Source organism: Streptomyces sp. CC0208, from assembly GCF_003443735.1.
GTDB lineage: Bacteria > Actinomycetota > Actinomycetes > Streptomycetales > Streptomycetaceae > Streptomyces > Streptomyces sviceus.
The window spans coordinates 8212020-8227794 of sequence record NZ_CP031969.1; the positions used below are offsets into that span (position 1 = coordinate 8212020).

General features: G+C 72.0%; 14 protein-coding genes. 4 read left to right on the forward strand and 10 right to left on the reverse strand.

Features of this window, described 5'->3' with window-relative positions; translation table 11 throughout:
• Positions 1–96: 96 nt before the first annotated feature.
• The 3 genes from D1369_RS37665 (at position 97) to D1369_RS37675 (ending at position 3650) form a co-directional block, all read left to right on the forward strand.
• Positions 97–963, forward strand: coding sequence for a helix-turn-helix transcriptional regulator (locus D1369_RS37665; protein WP_037898949.1), 867 nt, complete (start codon positions 97–99; stop codon positions 961–963).
• 106 nt (positions 964–1069) lie between these two features.
• Positions 1070–3085: an NADPH-dependent 2,4-dienoyl-CoA reductase gene (locus tag D1369_RS37670; RefSeq protein ID WP_118082893.1), complete on the forward strand. Its 2016-nt coding sequence runs from the start codon at positions 1070–1072 to the stop codon at positions 3083–3085.
• 22 nt (positions 3086–3107) lie between these two features.
• The gene (locus tag D1369_RS37675) at positions 3108–3650 is read left to right on the forward strand and encodes a PadR family transcriptional regulator (RefSeq protein WP_118082894.1); all 543 of its coding nucleotides are present in this window, start codon (positions 3108–3110) and stop codon (positions 3648–3650) included.
• A gap of 44 nt (positions 3651–3694) precedes the next feature.
• Here the strand turns inward: D1369_RS37675 and D1369_RS37680 are convergent, their stop codons facing one another.
• Both D1369_RS37680 and D1369_RS37685 read right to left on the reverse strand, forming a co-directional pair.
• Complete coding sequence (locus D1369_RS37680) at positions 3695–4246, reverse strand: hypothetical protein (protein ID WP_007379973.1); 552 nt, start codon at positions 4244–4246, stop codon at positions 3695–3697.
• A 166-nt stretch (positions 4247–4412) separates the two neighbouring features.
• On the reverse strand, positions 4413–5393 hold the full coding sequence (locus D1369_RS37685) for a fibronectin type III domain-containing protein (RefSeq protein WP_118082895.1): 981 nt from the start codon (positions 5391–5393) through the stop codon (positions 4413–4415).
• Positions 5394–5740: 347 nt separating this feature from the next.
• Here D1369_RS37685 and D1369_RS37690 point away from each other — a divergent pair, with 347 nt between their 5' ends.
• Positions 5741–6439 (forward strand): glycoside hydrolase family 75 protein, encoded by a 699-nt coding sequence (locus tag D1369_RS37690; protein WP_118082896.1) that lies wholly within the window; start codon positions 5741–5743, stop codon positions 6437–6439.
• A gap of 84 nt (positions 6440–6523) precedes the next feature.
• Here D1369_RS37690 and D1369_RS37695 read toward each other — a convergent pair whose 3' ends face one another.
• The 8 genes from D1369_RS37695 to D1369_RS37730 all read right to left on the reverse strand — a co-directional run bounded on the left by D1369_RS37695 (position 6524) and on the right by D1369_RS37730 (position 15733).
• Positions 6524–6934: a PTS fructose transporter subunit IIA gene (locus tag D1369_RS37695; RefSeq protein ID WP_118082897.1), complete on the reverse strand. Its 411-nt coding sequence runs from the start codon at positions 6932–6934 to the stop codon at positions 6524–6526.
• Positions 6927–7526 (reverse strand): dihydroxyacetone kinase subunit DhaL, encoded by a 600-nt coding sequence (gene dhaL / locus D1369_RS37700; RefSeq protein ID WP_118082898.1) that lies wholly within the window; start codon positions 7524–7526, stop codon positions 6927–6929. Before dhaL ends, D1369_RS37695 begins: the two co-directional genes overlap by 8 nt.
• A gap of 37 nt (positions 7527–7563) precedes the next feature.
• The gene (dhaK, locus tag D1369_RS37705; RefSeq protein WP_007379970.1) at positions 7564–8556 is read right to left on the reverse strand and encodes a dihydroxyacetone kinase subunit DhaK; all 993 of its coding nucleotides are present in this window, start codon (positions 8554–8556) and stop codon (positions 7564–7566) included.
• Positions 8557–8745: 189 nt separating this feature from the next.
• Positions 8746–9096 (reverse strand): hypothetical protein, encoded by a 351-nt coding sequence (locus tag D1369_RS37710; RefSeq protein ID WP_007379969.1) that lies wholly within the window; start codon positions 9094–9096, stop codon positions 8746–8748.
• Positions 9097–9474: 378 nt separating this feature from the next.
• Entirely contained in the window at positions 9475–10746 is a 1272-nt protein-coding gene (gene efeB, locus D1369_RS37715) for an iron uptake transporter deferrochelatase/peroxidase subunit (RefSeq protein ID WP_118083175.1), read from the reverse strand.
• 68 nt (positions 10747–10814) lie between these two features.
• The gene (gene efeU / locus D1369_RS37720) at positions 10815–12848 is read right to left on the reverse strand and encodes an iron uptake transporter permease EfeU (protein ID WP_037898947.1); all 2034 of its coding nucleotides are present in this window, start codon (positions 12846–12848) and stop codon (positions 10815–10817) included.
• A 163-nt stretch (positions 12849–13011) separates the two neighbouring features.
• Complete coding sequence (locus D1369_RS37725) at positions 13012–14436, reverse strand: hypothetical protein (RefSeq protein ID WP_050789666.1); 1425 nt, start codon at positions 14434–14436, stop codon at positions 13012–13014.
• A gap of 301 nt (positions 14437–14737) precedes the next feature.
• Positions 14738–15733: an Lrp/AsnC family transcriptional regulator gene (locus tag D1369_RS37730; protein ID WP_007379965.1), complete on the reverse strand. Its 996-nt coding sequence runs from the start codon at positions 15731–15733 to the stop codon at positions 14738–14740.
• Positions 15734–15775: the final 42 nt, after the last annotated feature.

Here is a 15775-nt window from a genome sequence, read left to right on the forward strand (position 1 = left end):
ACCAGGCCGTACCACCCCGAGGAGAGCCGGTCGTAGGAGTACCGCGGCCACTGTGCGGACTCCCTCGGGTCCGCGGCCCGTCCTAGGGTCGAGGCCATGGACAGTGACAACCGGCTCGGTCTCTTCCTGCGCGCCCGCCGTGCCCTCGTCCGGCCCGCGGACGCGGGTCTTCCGGCCGGGAGCCGGCGCCGGGTGGCGGGCCTGCGCCGCGAGGAGGTCGCGGTGCTGGCCGGGGTCAGCACCGACTACTACGTGCGCCTGGAGCAGGGACGCGAGCGGAACCCCTCGGCGCAGGTGGTCGACGCGCTGGCACGGGTCCTGGGCCTGGAGGGGGACGCCGTCGACCATCTGCACGGGCTGGCCCGCCCCGTGGCCGACCGGCCCCGGGGCGGTCGGCGGCCCGAGGCGGTGAGTCCGGTGCTGCTGCGGATGATGGAGGGCTGGCACCGCACTCCGGCGGTGGTCCTGGACCGGTGCCTGACCGTGCTGGCCCACAACGTCCTCGGCGGCGCGCTGTTCGCCGGCCACGCCCACAGCGGGGATCTGCCGCGGCTGGTCTTCCTCGATCCGGACGCGCGCGGGTTCTACCCGGACTGGGAGTCCGTGGCGGTGAACACCGTGGCCGCGCTGCGCGCCGAGGCGGGGACCGGTCACGAGGATCCGCGGCTGGTCGCCGCGGTCGGCGAACTCTCGCTGCGCAGCGCGGAGTTCGGCCGGCTCTGGGCCCGCCACGACATCCGCCGCAAGACCCGCGAGAGGAAACGCTTCCGGCATCCGCTGGTCGGTGAACTGACCCTGGACTACGAGTCGTTGACCGTCAACAGCGCCCCCGGCCAACAGTTGGTCGTGTATCAGGCCGAGCCCGGCAGTCCGTCCGAGCAGGCCCTCGCCCTGCTGGGAAGTCTGGCCGCGGCCGAGACGGAGAAGCCCGGCGGGACGAGCGGCAAGGGCACCTGCACCTGAAGTCGTCGACGTGGCCCGCATCACCCCTCCCGGTTGTGCAACTAGTTGCATAAACGCGTCGCGGTCCTCTACAACAGAGAGCACGAGACCGCGACGGAGGGGCCCGATGAGCCGTTACCCGCACCTGCTGAACCCGCTCGACCTGGGCTTCACCACCCTGCCCAACCGCGTGCTGATGGGCTCCATGCACGTCGGCCTGGAGGAGGCCGAGCGCGGCTTCGAGCGCATGGCCGCCTTCTACGCGGAGCGGGCACGCGGGGGAGTGGGCCTGATCGTCACCGGCGGCATCGCACCCAACGACGAGGGACGGCCCGGTGAGGGCGGTGCCAAGCTCACCACGGACGCGGAGGCCGAGCAGCACCGGACCATCACCGAGGCCGTGCACCGCGAGGGCGGCCGGATCGCGATGCAGATCCTGCACTTCGGCCGGTACGCCTACCACCGGGACCTCGTCGCCCCGAGCCCCCTCCAGGCGCCGATCAGCCCCTTCGTGCCCCGCGAGCTCACCGACGCCGAGGTCGAGCGGACCATCGACGACTACGCCCGCACCGCCCGCCTCGCCCGGCAGGCCGGCTACGACGGCGTGGAGATCATGGGCTCCGAGGGCTACCTCATCAACGAGTTCATCGCCGCGCAGACCAACCACCGCACCGACCGTTGGGGCGGCTCGTACGAGAACCGCATGCGCCTGCCCGTGGAGATCGTGCGGCGGGTGCGCGAGGCCGTCGGCGAGGACTTCATCATCGTCTACCGGCTGTCCATGCTGGACCTCGTCCCGGGCGGCTCCACGCTCGACGAGGTGATCACCCTGGCCAGGGCCGTCGAGGCCGCCGGGGCCACGATCATCAACACCGGCATCGGCTGGCACGAGGCCCGCATCCCCACCATCGCGACCTCGGTGCCGCGCGGGGCCTACACCTGGGTGACGAAGCGGCTCATGGGCGAGGTGTCGATCCCGCTCGTGACCACCAACCGCATCAACACCCCCGAGCTGGCCGAGGAGTTGCTCGCCGACGGGTACGCGGACATGGTCTCGATGGCCCGCCCGATGCTCGCCGACCCGGAGTTCGTGAACAAGGCCGCGGCCGGTACGCCCGAGGCGATCAACACCTGCATCGGCTGCAACCAGGCCTGCCTCGACCACACCTTCGGCGGGAAGATCACCTCCTGCCTGGTCAACCCGCGCGCCTGCCACGAGACCGAACTGGTGCTGGCCCCCACGCGGTTGAAGAAGCGGGTCGCGGTCGTCGGTGCGGGACCGGCCGGACTCGCCTGTGCCGTGAGCGCCGCCGAACGCGGCCACGAGGTCACCCTGTTCGACGCCGCGAGCGAGATCGGCGGCCAGCTCAACGTCGCCCGCCGGGTCCCCGGCAAGCAGGAGTTCGACGAGACGATCCGCTACTTCCGCCACCAGCTGGACGCCCACGGCGTCGACGTACGGCTCAACACCCCCGTTTCCTGCGCGGACTTGGACGCCTTCGACGAGGTCGTGGTCGCCACCGGAGTCACCCCGCGCACCCCGGACATCCCGGGCGTCGACCACCCCAGCGTGGTCGGCTACCTCGACGTCCTGCGCGACGCCGTTCCCGTCGGCGACCGGGTCGCGATCCTCGGCGCGGGCGGCATCGGCTTCGACGTCGCCGAGTTCCTCACCGACGGCGGCGACAAGGCGCACGAGAACCCCGAGACGTACTTCCGCCAGTGGGGCGTCGACATGGACTACACGGCACCCGGCGGACTCGCGGCCCCCGAACGCCCTGCCCCGCCCCGCACCGTGCACCTCCTCCAGCGCAAGACCAGCAAGGTCGGGGCCGGGCTCGGCAAGACCACCGGCTGGATCCACCGCACCGAGCTCAAGCTCCGGGGCGTCACCATGGTCCCCGGGGTCCGCTACGACCGCATCGACGACGCCGGACTGCATGTCACCGTCGGCGAGGAGAGCACGGTCCTGGAGGTCGACACCATCGTGCTGTGCACCGGGCAGGAACCGCGCCGGGACCTGTACGAGGAGCTCGTCGCCGCGGGCCGCAGCGCGCACCTGATCGGCGGTGCCGACGTGGCCGCCGAACTGGACGCCAAGCGGGCCGTCAAGCAGGGCACCGAGGTCGCGGCCGCCCTCTAGGGGGCGTCCCTAGGATGAGCCCATGTCACTCCCGCACGCGATCCTCACCGCACTGCTCGAAAGGCCGTCGGCGGGGCTGGACCTGACCCGCCGGTTCGACAGGTCGATCGGCTACTTCTGGTCGGCCTCGCACCAGCAGATCTATCGCGAGCTCGGAAAACTGGAGGCCGAGGGCCACATCCGCGCCATCGCGGAGGACCGGCCGACCCGCGGGCAGAAGAAGAGCTACGAGGTCCTGCCCGCGGGCCGCGCCGAACTCGAACGCTGGACGGCCGCGGCGCAGGACCCCAAGCCGCACCGGGACACCCTGCTGCTGCGGCTGCGCGCGGCGGCCGTCGTCGGCACGGAGGGCCTGGAAGCCGACCTGCGCCGCCATCTCGACCTGCACCGACGGCAGTTGGCCGAGTACGAGGAGATCGAGAAGCGCGACTTCCCACCCGGCAACGACAGCGCGCAGGCCAGGCTTCAGCACCTGGTCCTGCGCGCGGGCATCGAGTTGGAGACCTTCTGGACACAGTGGCTCACCGAGGCACTGCGGGAGTTCGCGGAACTCCCGGACAGCTGAAGACTTTTCGCGTTCCTACGGCCGCGACCGGGAGTCGGAGGTCTTCAGAGGCGGTACGGCCGCGAGCGACGGCGCAGGAACCATCCCGCGGCCACCGCGCCGACCGCCACCAGGCCGCCGCCGACCGCCAGCGTCATGGTGCCGTAGTCCTTGGTGGCGCCGCCGAGACCGCCCATGACACCGCGGGACGGGGAGGCCGAGGCCGTCGCCGAGATCGTCGGCGTGGCGGTGCCCGAGACGATGATCGACTGGGTGCCCGCCGTGCTGTTGTTGAAGGCGCACATCACGATGACGGTGTATGTCCCGGGGCTCACGTTCGACCAGGCCGCGGACTGCAGCGAGGTGGTCCCGGACAGGGCCACCTGGCGGCCCTGGCTGAAGTTCGCCTGGCTGCTGGTGAGGAGTGACGCGGTGCCCCAGCCGCCGGTCGTCGCGGTACGGGAGCAGGCCGTCGTCGTGACGGAGACCGTCGATCCGGAGGTGCTCACGGAGATGCCCGATGCCGCGGCGGCCGGCCCGGTGGTCAGGGTGAGCGGCAGCGCGGCGACGGCCGCGACGGTCAGGCCGGAGCGGAGAAGAAGCTGTTCAGTGCGCATGGACTGCCCTCCGGCGGCACGGTTGGCGGTACATCCGTGGCGCCGCCGAGGTGGGGGAAGCCCGTGCTGCCTCGGGGACAGCCAACGTGTCCGGGGCCCGGCCCGCATGCGGAGCGCCGCCGGACAGGTGACGGGCTGCTCCGTCCGGCGCAGCCGTGAGTGGCCGTCATGGGGCAGTGGGCGCGCCCGTCGTCACCGAGCGCTCAGCCGACAGCCCGCCCCAGGTGCCGTCGGGCAGCCGCGCCCGGATCCGCACCCGGTGCCTCTCCCCGGCCTCCCGTCCCAGATAGAAGTCGTACGTCGCCCTCCCGCGCGGAGGTGCCCCGCCGAACACGAGCGAGGTGGCCGCCCTGCCGTCGAGGTGGACCTGGTACTCCGTGACGACACCGTCCGACCGGGGCGGCGTCCAGGACAGGTCGAGGTAGTACGCGCCGTCGGCCGCCCTCCGGGTGCTCGCACGGAAGTCCGTCGGTGCCGTGTCCCGGCCGTCGTCGCGGCCCGGAGTGGTGAGGCGGACGGTGTGCCCGGCCGGCGAGAGGTTGTCGGCGGCGTCCCGGGCCCGGACGGTGAAGGAGTAGCGGGTGCCCGGACGCAGCCCGGTGACCACGGCCGCCGTCTGGTCCCCGCCCACACTGTGGATCTTCGTGCCGCTCTGACAGATGTCGTACGACACCACGTCCCGGTTGTCCGCCGAGGCCGCCCAGCTCAGCTGGACTGCCCGGCTGCCCGCCGTCCGGCCCCGCAGCTCACCGGGAGGGGTCGGGGCCGAGCGGTCCGCCGCCGCGGCCGCCGGGGTCGTCGCCCGCGCCTCCCGGCTGGGCGGGCCCAGGCGCCCCTCGGTGTCGCGGGCCCGCACGGTGAAGACATACGGGGTGGTGGGCTTGAGTCTGGTGACATCCACCATGTGCTGTGAACCCGGCACATCCTCGACCTTTGTGGTGCCGCGATATACCTCGTAGCGCTCGATTCCCGCGCCGAGGGCGTTCCACATCACGTGCACACTGGTCGCGCTGCCCGCGGCGGCGGTGACGCCCACGGGGGCGGCGGGCAGGCGGCCGCTCTCGCCGTCGTCCGGGCCGCCCCCTCCGCAGGCGCCGACGAGGGCGAGCGCGGCGCAGAGGCACAGGGGGACGGGAACGCCTCGCACGTCTCAGCCTCCCGGGAGAACACCACGGCAATGGTCCGGACCAATATGGCGCCGGTCGGATGCTCGCGGCAAGGGGGCGGACCGTGTGGGTGGGGCCCGGGGAGGGTTACGTATGCTGAAGACCTTCTCGGCCGAACTCTCCACGAGGGAAACGGAGTTCGTGCCGGTGGCGCGGACCGCTGTCGTCGCTGTCCCCGCGCCGTCGGGTGGCCGGGAGGCCGGGGTTCGTCGAGAACTCGGGCCCCCGGCCCCTGCCCCGTCCGGCCCTCTGCGGTGGCTGCCCGGCTGAAGCGGCATCAGATTGGGCTGAGTGCCCGTCAATGCCCCCGAGGAGAGGGTCCCTTATCGTGCGTGTCCAGTCGCTGACGCTGGCCGCGGCAAGTGCCGCTCTGCTCGCCCCGACGACGTCCCCCGCCATGGAGCACGGCACCGCCCGGACGGAGCCGGTGGTGCGGCGCGAGGGGAGGGTCGCGGCCGCCGACCTCCTGGCCAGGGTGCGCACGTGCGAACCCGTCTCACGCGGCCGTTACCGCAGTGACGACGGCACGGCCGCGAGCATCCCCGTCTGCGGCACCCGGGACGCCGTCTTCTGGAAGGCCGACATGGACATCGACTGCGACGGCAGGCCCGGTCCCCGCTGCAGCCGCCGCACCGACCCGCTGTTCTCCGACGCCACCGCCTTCCAGCAGTCCGACGGCCGCTACCTGAGCGCCGAGCGCCTGCCGTACATCGTGGTGCCGGCCCCGAGCCGGATCTGGGACCACCGCCGGCACGGGGTGCGCGGCGGCGCCGTCGCGGCGGTCGTGTACGGGGACCAGGTGCGGTACGCCGTGGTCGGGGACGTGGGCCCGGGTCACATCATCGGCGAGGCGTCCTACGCCACCGCCAAGGCCCTCGGCATCCGTCCCGATCCGCGCGGGGGCGGCACGCCCTCCGGTGTCACCTACATCGTCTTCCGGAACACGCAGGTGAAGCCGATCGAGGACCATGCCGCCGCCGTCGCGACGGGGGAGCGGCTGGCGGCGCTGTTCGTGCAGGAGAAGTGATCCCGCCAGGATCCGCCGCACCGCCGACCAGCCGTCGTGGAAGCCGCCACACCTTCCGGTAGCCGTGACACCTTCCGGTACTCGTCACACCTTCCGGTAGTCGTACGCCTCCGCGGCCGCCGCCTCGACCGCCGCGAGGTCCGCTCCGGTCGCCGCCGTGACGACCGCGGCGACCGCTCCCTCGACGAACGGGGCGTCCACCAGCCGTGTGCCCTCGGGGAGTTCGTCCCCCTCCGCGAGCAGCGCCTTGACGGTGAGCACCGCACTGCCGAGGTCGGTCAGGACGGCGATCCCGGCTCCGCGGTCCACGGCGGCGGCCGCGCCGGCGATCAGCTCCGCGCTCGTACCGAGTCCGCCGCCGTCGGTGCCCCCGGCCGCGGCGACGGGCACCTCGGTGCCACCGCCCGAGAGCCCCTTCGCCAGCTCCGCCACGGACGCGGCGACCTCCGCGCTGTGCGACACCAGCACGATCCCGACCAGCTTCTTGTCACTCACCCGCGGCCTCCGCGAGCGCGGCGATCAGCAGGGCGGCGGAGGTCGCGCCCGGGTCCTGGTGCCCGATGCTGCGTTCGCCGAGGTAACTCGCCCTGCCCTTACGGGCCTGCAACGGCGTGGTGGCCAGGGCCCCCTGCTCGGCGGCCGTCCGGGCCGCCGCGAAGCCGGTACCGAGCGCGTCGACGGCCGGCACCAGCGTGTCGATCATGGTCTTGTCGCCCGGGGCGGCCCCGCCCAGCGTCATGACCGCCTCCACGCCCGCCTGCAGCGCCTCGGCGAGCTGTTCGGCACTGACCTCGCCGGCGTCCCCGAGTGCCTTGCCGGTCCGCCGCAGCAGCGTCCCGTACAGGGGCCCCGAAGCGCCGCCGACGGTCGAGATGAGCTGCCGTCCGGCCAGGGTGAGGACCGCGCCCGGGGTGTCCGGGGCCTCCTTCTCCAGGGTCGCGGCGACCGCGGTGAACCCGCGCTGGAGGTTGCTGCCGTGGTCGGCGTCCCCGATGGGCGAGTCGAGGGCGGTGAGTCGTTCCGCCTCTCGGTCGACGGAGGCGGCCGTCGCCGTCATCCAACGGCGGAAGAAGTCGGCGTCGAGCACTGGATCTCCTTGCGTGGTCGGTACGTTGATCGCTTGCTCACACTCCCCAGCGCAGCCCCGGCGTCTTCACCGGCGCGTCCCACAGGCGCAGCAACTCCTCGTCCACCTGGCACAGGGTGACCGAGGCACCGGCCATGTCGAGCGAGGTGACGTAGTTGCCGACCAGGGTGCGGGCGACGGCGACCCCGCGGTCGGCGAGCACCCGCTGCACCTCGGCGTTGAAGCCGTACAGCTCCAGGAGCGGGGTGGCTCCCATGCCGTTGACCAGCACGAGCACGGGATTGCGCGGGCTCATGTCGTCCAGGATCGCGTGCACCGAGAAGTCGGCGATCTCCCGGGAGGTCATCATCGAACGCCGCTCCCGGCCGGGCTCGCCGTGGATGCCGACCCCCAGTTCCAGCTCGCCGGCCGGCAGGTCGAAGGTCGGGCTGCCCTTCGCGGGCGTGGTGCACGCGCTCAGCGCGACGCCGAAACTCCGGGAGTTCTCATTGACCTGGCGGGCGATCGCCTCCACCCGCTCCAGCGGCTGTCCCTCCTCCGCCGCGGCGCCCGCGATCTTCTCCACGAACAGGGTGGCGCCGGTACCGCGCCGACCGGCCGTGTAGAGGCTGTCGGTCACCGCCACGTCGTCGTTGACCAGCACCTTCGCGACCTGGATGCCCTCGTCCTCGGCGAGTTCGGCCGCCATGTCGAAATTGAGCACGTCGCCGGTGTAGTTCTTCACGATGAACAGCACACCCGCCCCACTGTCCACGGCGGCCGCCGCCCGCACCATCTGGTCGGGCACCGGAGACGTGAACACCTCGCCCGGACAGGCCGCGGAGAGCATGCCGGGTCCGACGAATCCGCCGTGCAGCGGCTCGTGCCCGGAGCCGCCACCGGAGACCAGGGCGACCTTCCCGGCCACGGGGGCGTCCCGCCGTACGATCACCCGGTTCTCGACATCCACGGTGAGCTCCGGATGGGCGGCCGCCATGCCGCGCAGGGCGTCCGCGACCACGGTTTCCGGGACGTTGATCAGCATCCTCATGGGTATCTCCTGGTGGGTATCGGATCTTGACGGTCCGTGGCGGCCCGTCGTATCTCCATCATGGTCGGCGGCGGACGCGATGACGCTGCTCACGGCAGTATCGACCTTGCGGCAGCGAAGGTCACGTGCACGGATGCTCCTGAGCGTCCGCGGCGCTCGGGGCCGGCGACTGCTGCGCGCCGATCGAGGTCACAGGCCGTGGGCGAGGGGATGCAGCGGTTCGTACAGGGGAAGTTCGGCGCCGCTGGGGAGGCGGATCGCGGTCAGTCTGCCCCAGCGCTGCTCGCTGACCGGGCGGGTGATCTCGACGCCCTTGGAGCGGAACTCGCCGAGCTGGGAATCAAGGTCGTCGCACATCAGGTGGAACTCGTGCTGCGGCGGACCGTCGGTCGGGTGCACGGCGACTTCGGCCGGGGGCAGCTTGAAGACGAGCCAGCCGCCGCCCGCGTCGACGCCGGGAAAGGCGAGGACGTCACGGATGAAGGCACGGTCCGCCTCGGCGTCCTGGCTGTAGAGGATGACATGTGCACCGCTGATCATGGTTGGCTCCTGCCGTCGACATGCTGACCGAGTTGATGCAGGGTCTCGCAGCGAGCGCCCCCGGGACGAGCTCTTGACCTGCCACGTCGAGCCGTGTCTCGCGCCCCCGCGGAGCGTCCGGGGCCGAGCTTCCTGCGGCAGCCGGGGCGATCATCCAGTCAAGCGCCGCTGATACCGCAGGGCGTCGCATACCGCCATCTTGCTGCCGTCCCCGGGGGTCCGCCACCGTCCCGTCGCCCAGTCGGACACCGTTCTCGTAGCCGGCCGACGACAAGGCGCCGCGTGCGTAGGTGGTGCCTACAATGGATCTGAAAGTGTTATGACCTGGATCACAGGAGGAGCGGCAGGGCTGCGCAGGGGTCCGGGGCGGGCTGGCTGTCATGTCGTGAGCAGTTCCCGGCCCAGCCAGTCGGTGGAGTCCCGGACACCGGGCAGGGCGAAGAAGTAGCCGCCGCCGGTCGGGGAGATGTAGTCGACGAGGGGTTCGTCGATCAGCCGGGTCTGGGTGGCCTCGAACTGGCGCTGCACGTCCTGCTGGTAGCAGCAGAACACCAGGCCCATGTCCAGGTTGCCGACATCGTCGATGCCGCGGTCGTAGTTGTAACCCCGGCGCAGGATGCGGGAGTCGTCGGTCGCGTTGGTGCGCGGATTCGCGAGGCGGATGTGCGCGTCGAGGGGGATGGCGGCGCCGTGCGGGTCCTTGGCGTACTGCGGGACGTCGGTCTCCTTGGCGCCGTCGAGCGGAGCGCCGGTGTCCTTGCGGCGGCCGAACATCTGCTCCTGCTCGGTCAGCGAGACCCGGTCCCAGAACTCGACGAGCATCCGGATGACGCGGATGACCTGGTAACTGCCGCCGCGCGCCCAGGCAGGCTCGTCCTGCCCGTCGCCCACCCATACGAGCCGGTCCATCTCACGGGCCGACGTCACCTCCGGGTTGGCGATGCCGTCCTTGAAACCGAGGAGATTGCGCTGGGCGCCGCTGGGGCGGGGGACGTTCTGGAAGCCGTCGACGCGCCATTTGATCTGCATCGCGCCCCGGGTGTGCTTGGCGAGGTCGCGCAGCGCGTGGAGCACGGTGTCCTGTCGGGCCGCGCAGAGCTGAAGGGACAGGTCGCCGTGGCACGCCGCCGGATCCAGGTGGTCGTTGGGGAAGGTCCGCATCGGGGTGAGCCGGCGCGGCTTCGCCCTCGCGAGACCGTAGCGGTCGTCGAAGAGGGAGGCTCCGACGCCCACGGTGACGGTGAGGGCGTCGGCGGGGACGTCCGGGCCGAGAATGCCGTTGTCGGAGGGCGGGGCGCCGACGCCGAGGTCGGTGGGGGTGCCGCCGGTGGTGAGGAAACGGGCGCGCGTGGTCAACGTCCGCAGCAGTTCGGCCAGTTGCGCGCGGTCGTCGGCGATGACGTCGAAGGAGACGAACGTGGCCGCGGCCGGTGCGGGGGTGAGGATGCCCGCCTGGTGGGGGCCGTGGAAGGGCACCGCCGCGCTGCCGGACGGGTCCGCGGCCCGCGCTTCGGCCGTGCCGCCGCTCGCGCTCAGGGCGAAGGCGCCGCCGGCCAGGGCCGCGCCCGCGGCCGAGGCGCCGAGGGCCGTTCTCACGAAGGAGCGGCGGCCGGCCCCCGCGGGACAGCCTGAGGCTTCGGTCGACGGCATGGGGTGGTTCCCTCCGGGATGCGTGTGCGTGTGCGTGTGCGGATGCGTGTGCTCGCGGTCGTCGGTCGTCACGCGGACTTCCTGATCTCCAGCAGGTCCGGCACCGGCGCGAGGTCCTCCAGGAGCTGTCCGGTGGCGCCGTTCAGCAGGGCCCGTGCGGCCGCGTCGAGACGGTCGACCGGTGTCCAACTCCCGCCGTGGTGCTCGGAGTCGAGCAGTTTCTGAAGCCGGGCGAGGTCGGAGTCGACGGTGGGCAGCAGATGCGGGGCGCGGCTGGTCAGCAACGGCCGCAGGACCGTGAGGAGTTCACGGGTGCCGGTGAGATTGGCGTCGGCGGTGGCGAGGTCGGTGCCGCTGCCCTGGTCCGCGTCGCCGGTCAGTTCGAACTGGAGGGTGTTCTCCAGGATCTCGTGGGCGCGCAGCGGCAGGTCCCCGGGGTCGAAGTCCTGGGCGGGGAACGCCTGGCGCAGTCCGGCGGCGTCGGCGGCGAGTTGCCGGGCGGGCGCGGCCAGTTCGCTCGTGGACTCGCCGTGCCACAGGCCGTACTCGACCCGGAGGAAGCCGGAGAAGTCCTTGTCGTGCACGCCGCCGGGGAGTCCGTCGGGCCTGCCGTCGATCTTCTGGTCGTAGTCCTGGAAGGTGCCGTAGGCGGCACCGAGCGAGGCGTAGGTGCGGTGTGCGGTCAGCCAGTCGGTGCGGGCGGCCCCGAGATGCCCGTCCTTGACGTCGTCGCTGAGCCGTCGGGTCTGCGTGACGAGAGTGGCCAGGCCGCGGTCTACGTACGCCTTGTACGACGTGAGCGGCGCGGCCAGGTCGGCGGCGGAGACCGGTATGACCGCCGCCGTGCTCCCACCGCCGCCCGTGACCCGGACCGCGCGGGAGGTGACCGCCTTCCCGGTGCTGGGTACACAGCGCCAGGCGTACGTGCCGCCGCTGACGGTCGCGGCCAGCGCACGGGTGGTGCCGGGGGCGAGGCCCTCGACCTCGCCGTACACAGCGCCGGTGTCCGGGTCGACGAGGTAGACCTCGGAGGTCTTGTCGCCGGTGTTGTGCATCTGGAAGGTCCGGCGCCCGGGTTTCGGCGCGGTGAAGCCCTTGCCGCAGTCCGTCTCGGACACGGCCACGGTCTGGGCACCGGCCGGCCGGGAACCGCCGAGGATGACGGCCAATCCCGCCAGTGCGGCGGGTACGGCGACGACCGTGACGGGCACCACCCAGGCGGGCCGACGGCGAACGGGCGCCGGACGGTCCGACTTCGTCTCCCGCGCCTTGGCAGCCGGTTGCGTCGTCCTGCCCGGCGCGCTGCGCAGGAACAGCGTCATCACGACCGCGAGGTAACAGACGTACCCGGCCACCTGGAGCCAGGTCATGGTCGGCGTCAGGTTGAACACGCCCTGCACCAGGGTGCTGTACCAGGCCCCCGCGTCGACGCTGCCGCCGAGATCGAGCGCGTACGACGTCCCGCCGGGCAGCACCCCGCCCTCCTGGAGATCGCGCAGACCGTAGCCGAGCACACCCGCCGCGATCACGATGAGGACGGCGCCGGTGGCGGTGAAGAACTTCGTCAGGTTGATGTGCAGGACGCGGCGGTACAGCCCCCAGCACAGTCCCGCGGCGAGCAGCAGGCCGGTACCGGCGCCGACCAGGGGGCCCGTGGACTCGCCGGCCGCGCGGGCCGTGGTCCACAGGAACAGCGCGGTCTCCAGGCCCTCGCGGCCCACCGCCAGGAACGACGTGACGATCAGCATGCCCGCGCCCATGCCCAGCGCCCCGGTGACCTTCTCCCTGATCTCACCGGAGAAGGTGCGCGCCGAGCGACGCATCCAGAACACCATCGTGGTGACGAACCCGACCGCCACCACGCTCAACGCCCCGCCGAACGCCTCCTGAGCGGTCCCTGACAGGGACGTGGCGGTGAAGGTCAGCACAGCGCCGAAACTCAGCGCGACGGAGATCGCGGCCAGGACACCCGTCCACACCTGCGGCAGCCTGGCCCGGGCGCCGGACCGTACCAGCGTGGCGATGAGTACGGAGACGATCAGCCCGGCCTCCAGGCCCTCCCGCAGTCCGATGAGGAAGCTCGGAAACGCGTCGTCCCACATGGGCGCTGCGACCCTTCCTGACAGTCGTTCTCGGCCCGCCGCGCCGCTGGTTAGCGTAGGCACGCCTTACTTACGTCGACCATCATGAGGGCGGGCAGGCAGAGATCCGGTCATGGATCAGCGGTTATCCGGTCATCTCCCTGCCATGGGGCAGCAAAGATCGTCATCGGCGGGGCAATGCTCGGCTCGTGCCGATGACCTGGCCCCGCAGCGGATTGGCGCGGGCCGTGGCCAGGAGGTACCAGGCCGTGGCGCCGGTGTGCCGGTAGGGGTAGTAGCCGAACCCGAAACCGGTGTCGAGCGGGCTGCTCGCCGAGACCACCCCGGAGCGGGTCGGGAGAGCCCTGCCGCCGACGGTCTGGGCGCCGCCGAGGAGGTCCTGCGCGCGCTCGATCGAGCCGAGCAGGCGGCGGGCGCGCCGCTCGTCGCCGACGTGTCCCCGGTGGCGCAGCGCGAGTGCGAGGTGGGCAGTGCCCTCGAACCAGACGCCGTTGCGGTCGGGTCTGGGCTGGCCGTCGGCGATGGGGGCGGACTCGTTCGCCAGCAGGCTCGCGGAGCTGAAGGTGACGCCCTCGTAGGACTGGCCGGCGGGAACCGTGCTGTTGGGGCGGTCGGCCGTGTCCCGTACGGCCAGTTCGGTCGCGGCCCAGTCGAGGGAGCGGGAGTGACTCTTGGAGGCGAGGGCGAGGTGGGTCCAGGTCTGGGTGTCCTCCGGGACCGGCGACTTGTTGATCGTCACGCCGTCGTTGGTGCCGGTGTAGAAGAAGCCCCCTGACGGTTCCCACATCTTCTCGACGAAGGCCTTGGCACGCGCGCGGCGCTCGCGCCAGACCCTGTCCCCGGTCAGCCGGGCGAGCCGCCCGAACAGGCCGACCAGGTCGGTGTTGTGCTCGGTCGAGGTGAACGGCAGTCTCCCGTCGGCCCCGTCGACGCCGAACTTGTAGCCGCCCAGCGGCTCGTCGGTCCGCCCCACCCGCTCGATCCACTCACCGATCCGCACCGCGCCGGTCAGGAAGCGCCGCCCACCGGTGCGCCCGGCAAGCGCGGCGAGCGCGATTCCGGCCCACGCCATGTCACCCACGGCGGTGCCGGTGAAGCCGAACTGCGTGCCGACGTTGGCCGTGCCGTCCGCCTTGACGAACCCGTCCGGCTGCGGGGAGCCGTCGTAGAAGGTGTACGGCCCGACGTTGTAGGCCTGCCGCAGTCGGCCGTCGTCGTACACCGGGTCGTGGGCCTGGGCGTACAGCAGCGCGTCACCGAGGGCCACGGCCCGTGACTCGCCCGCGGGGCACGCGAGATGGGCCAGGATCGCGAGGGCGTTGTCGTACGTGAACGCCGTGCTGAACAGTCCCGCCTGGTCCGTGTAGCTCTGGGTGAGCCGGACCGCGCCGTGGTCCGGGTAGGCGTCCATGGCGGCGGCCAAGAAGGCCTGCGCACGGCGGGGTGCGGAGGCCGCGGACGTGGCCTGGGCCGGCTGAGCCGCCTGGGCGGTCCCGGTGCCGGTGCCGGTCGCGGCGAGGACCACGGCTCCGAGGCCGGTCCCTATGAGCGTGCGGCGGCTGAGGGGCGGGCGGAGGCTGCCGGTCATGGGTCTCCTCGGGAGGTGTGGGCCGGGTGTCTGAGAGCGCTCTCAAAGGGGCGGGATCATTCTGCTGTCGCACCGGAGGCGGGTCAACGTCTGTGAGGCGAAGAGCAGTTGGGGGCCTCAGGGTGACGTGGTTGTGGAGGGTGGGGTGATCAGCGGGTGATCAAGAGAATCGGTCGGCAGTCGGAGCCAGTGGCGGGCGCATACCGGGTCGGGTCGGCGTGTCTCTTCGTGCAGTCGGTCGCAGTCGGTCGCAGTCGGTGGCAGTCGGACGCGGGCGGGCGCTGATCCTCGGTTGCCGCCTTCACGCCGGGCCCGGAGGGATCAGCCGCCCGTGGGCGATGAGGGACGCGGCCTGTTTGAGGCGGCGGACGCGGATGCTGACGCTGTAGGCGTCGACGCCGGGGACGGCCGCCACGCGGGTTGTGAGGTAGCGGTAGAAATCCTCCGCGTCGCGGCAGTTGACGACGGCCATGATGTTGTGGTTGCCGCTCATGGCGCCCGCGAAAGCCACCTCGTCGTGGTCGGCCAACTCGTCGCCGACCCGTTGGAGATGGGCGGGGGCCACCCGCAACCACAGAATGGCGTTGAGGTGGTGGCCCAGCGGCTCGGGGAGCAGGTCGACGTCGTAGGTGAGGGAACCCGAGGACTCCAGGGCGTCGAGCCGTCGGGCGACGCGTGCCTTGGACCAGCCGGTGAGCTCGGCCAGCCGGGTGTGGGTCGTACGGCCGTCCTCGGCGAGGGCGTCGAGCAGCGGGGTGTCCTCGACGGTGGGCGGCTGGAAGGGGCCGGTGGCGGCGGGCGGACGGTCCGCGGTGAGCCGGGCCACCTGGTCGGGGGTGAGCCGGCCGCCGTATCCGGACCATTCGGAGAAGCCGACCGTGCCGAAGGCGTGGATCAGCAGGTCGATGCTGACGTCCAGCACGGAGGCCGCCTTGGGCAGTTGCCGGAGCAGGATGTCGTCGCGGGGGGCGTCGACCGGTGAGAGGATCATGCAGATGATCTCCGAGCCGCCGGAGGCGAGACCGACGTAGGCGATGTCGGGTCGGCGGGTGAGGGCGTCCGCGAGCGGGGCCACGCGGTCGGGGCGGCAGCGGATGCGGGTGACCCAGCGGGCCAGGCCGTGCACCTCCGGGTTGATCAGACCCACCACGCGCATCACGCCCTCGCGGCGCAGAGCCTGGTAGCGGCGGGCCGCGGTCTGCTCCGACACCCCGGCGACCTCGCCGATGAGCCGGAAGGAGGCGCGGGGGTGGTAGTGCAGGGAGCGGAGGATTTTCCTGTCGACCTCGTCAATCATGAGGGAAGTATGACGGCAGCGCGCCTCAGTATGGATGTTTGT

Excerpts from the sequence above, each read along its gene's own strand:
- D1369_RS37665 (WP_037898949.1), top strand. The coding sequence starts at position 97 with ATGGACAGTGACAACCGGCTCGGTCTCTTCCTGCGCGCCCGCCGTGCC.
- D1369_RS37670 (WP_118082893.1), top strand. The coding sequence starts at position 1,070 with ATGAGCCGTTACCCGCACCTGCTGAACCCGCTCGACCTGGGCTTCACC.
- D1369_RS37675 (WP_118082894.1), top strand. The coding sequence starts at position 3,108 with ATGTCACTCCCGCACGCGATCCTCACCGCACTGCTCGAAAGGCCGTCG.
- D1369_RS37680 (WP_007379973.1), bottom strand. The coding sequence starts at position 4,246 with ATGCGCACTGAACAGCTTCTTCTCCGCTCCGGCCTGACCGTCGCGGCC.
- dhaK (WP_007379970.1), bottom strand. The coding sequence starts at position 8,556 with ATGAGGATGCTGATCAACGTCCCGGAAACCGTGGTCGCGGACGCCCTG.
- D1369_RS37710 (WP_007379969.1), bottom strand. The coding sequence starts at position 9,096 with ATGATCAGCGGTGCACATGTCATCCTCTACAGCCAGGACGCCGAGGCG.
- efeB (WP_118083175.1), bottom strand. The coding sequence starts at position 10,746 with ATGCCGTCGACCGAAGCCTCAGGCTGTCCCGCGGGGGCCGGCCGCCGC.
- efeU (WP_037898947.1), bottom strand. The coding sequence starts at position 12,848 with ATGTGGGACGACGCGTTTCCGAGCTTCCTCATCGGACTGCGGGAGGGC.
- D1369_RS37725 (WP_050789666.1), bottom strand. The coding sequence starts at position 14,436 with ATGACCGGCAGCCTCCGCCCGCCCCTCAGCCGCCGCACGCTCATAGGG.
- D1369_RS37730 (WP_007379965.1), bottom strand. The coding sequence starts at position 15,733 with ATGATTGACGAGGTCGACAGGAAAATCCTCCGCTCCCTGCACTACCAC.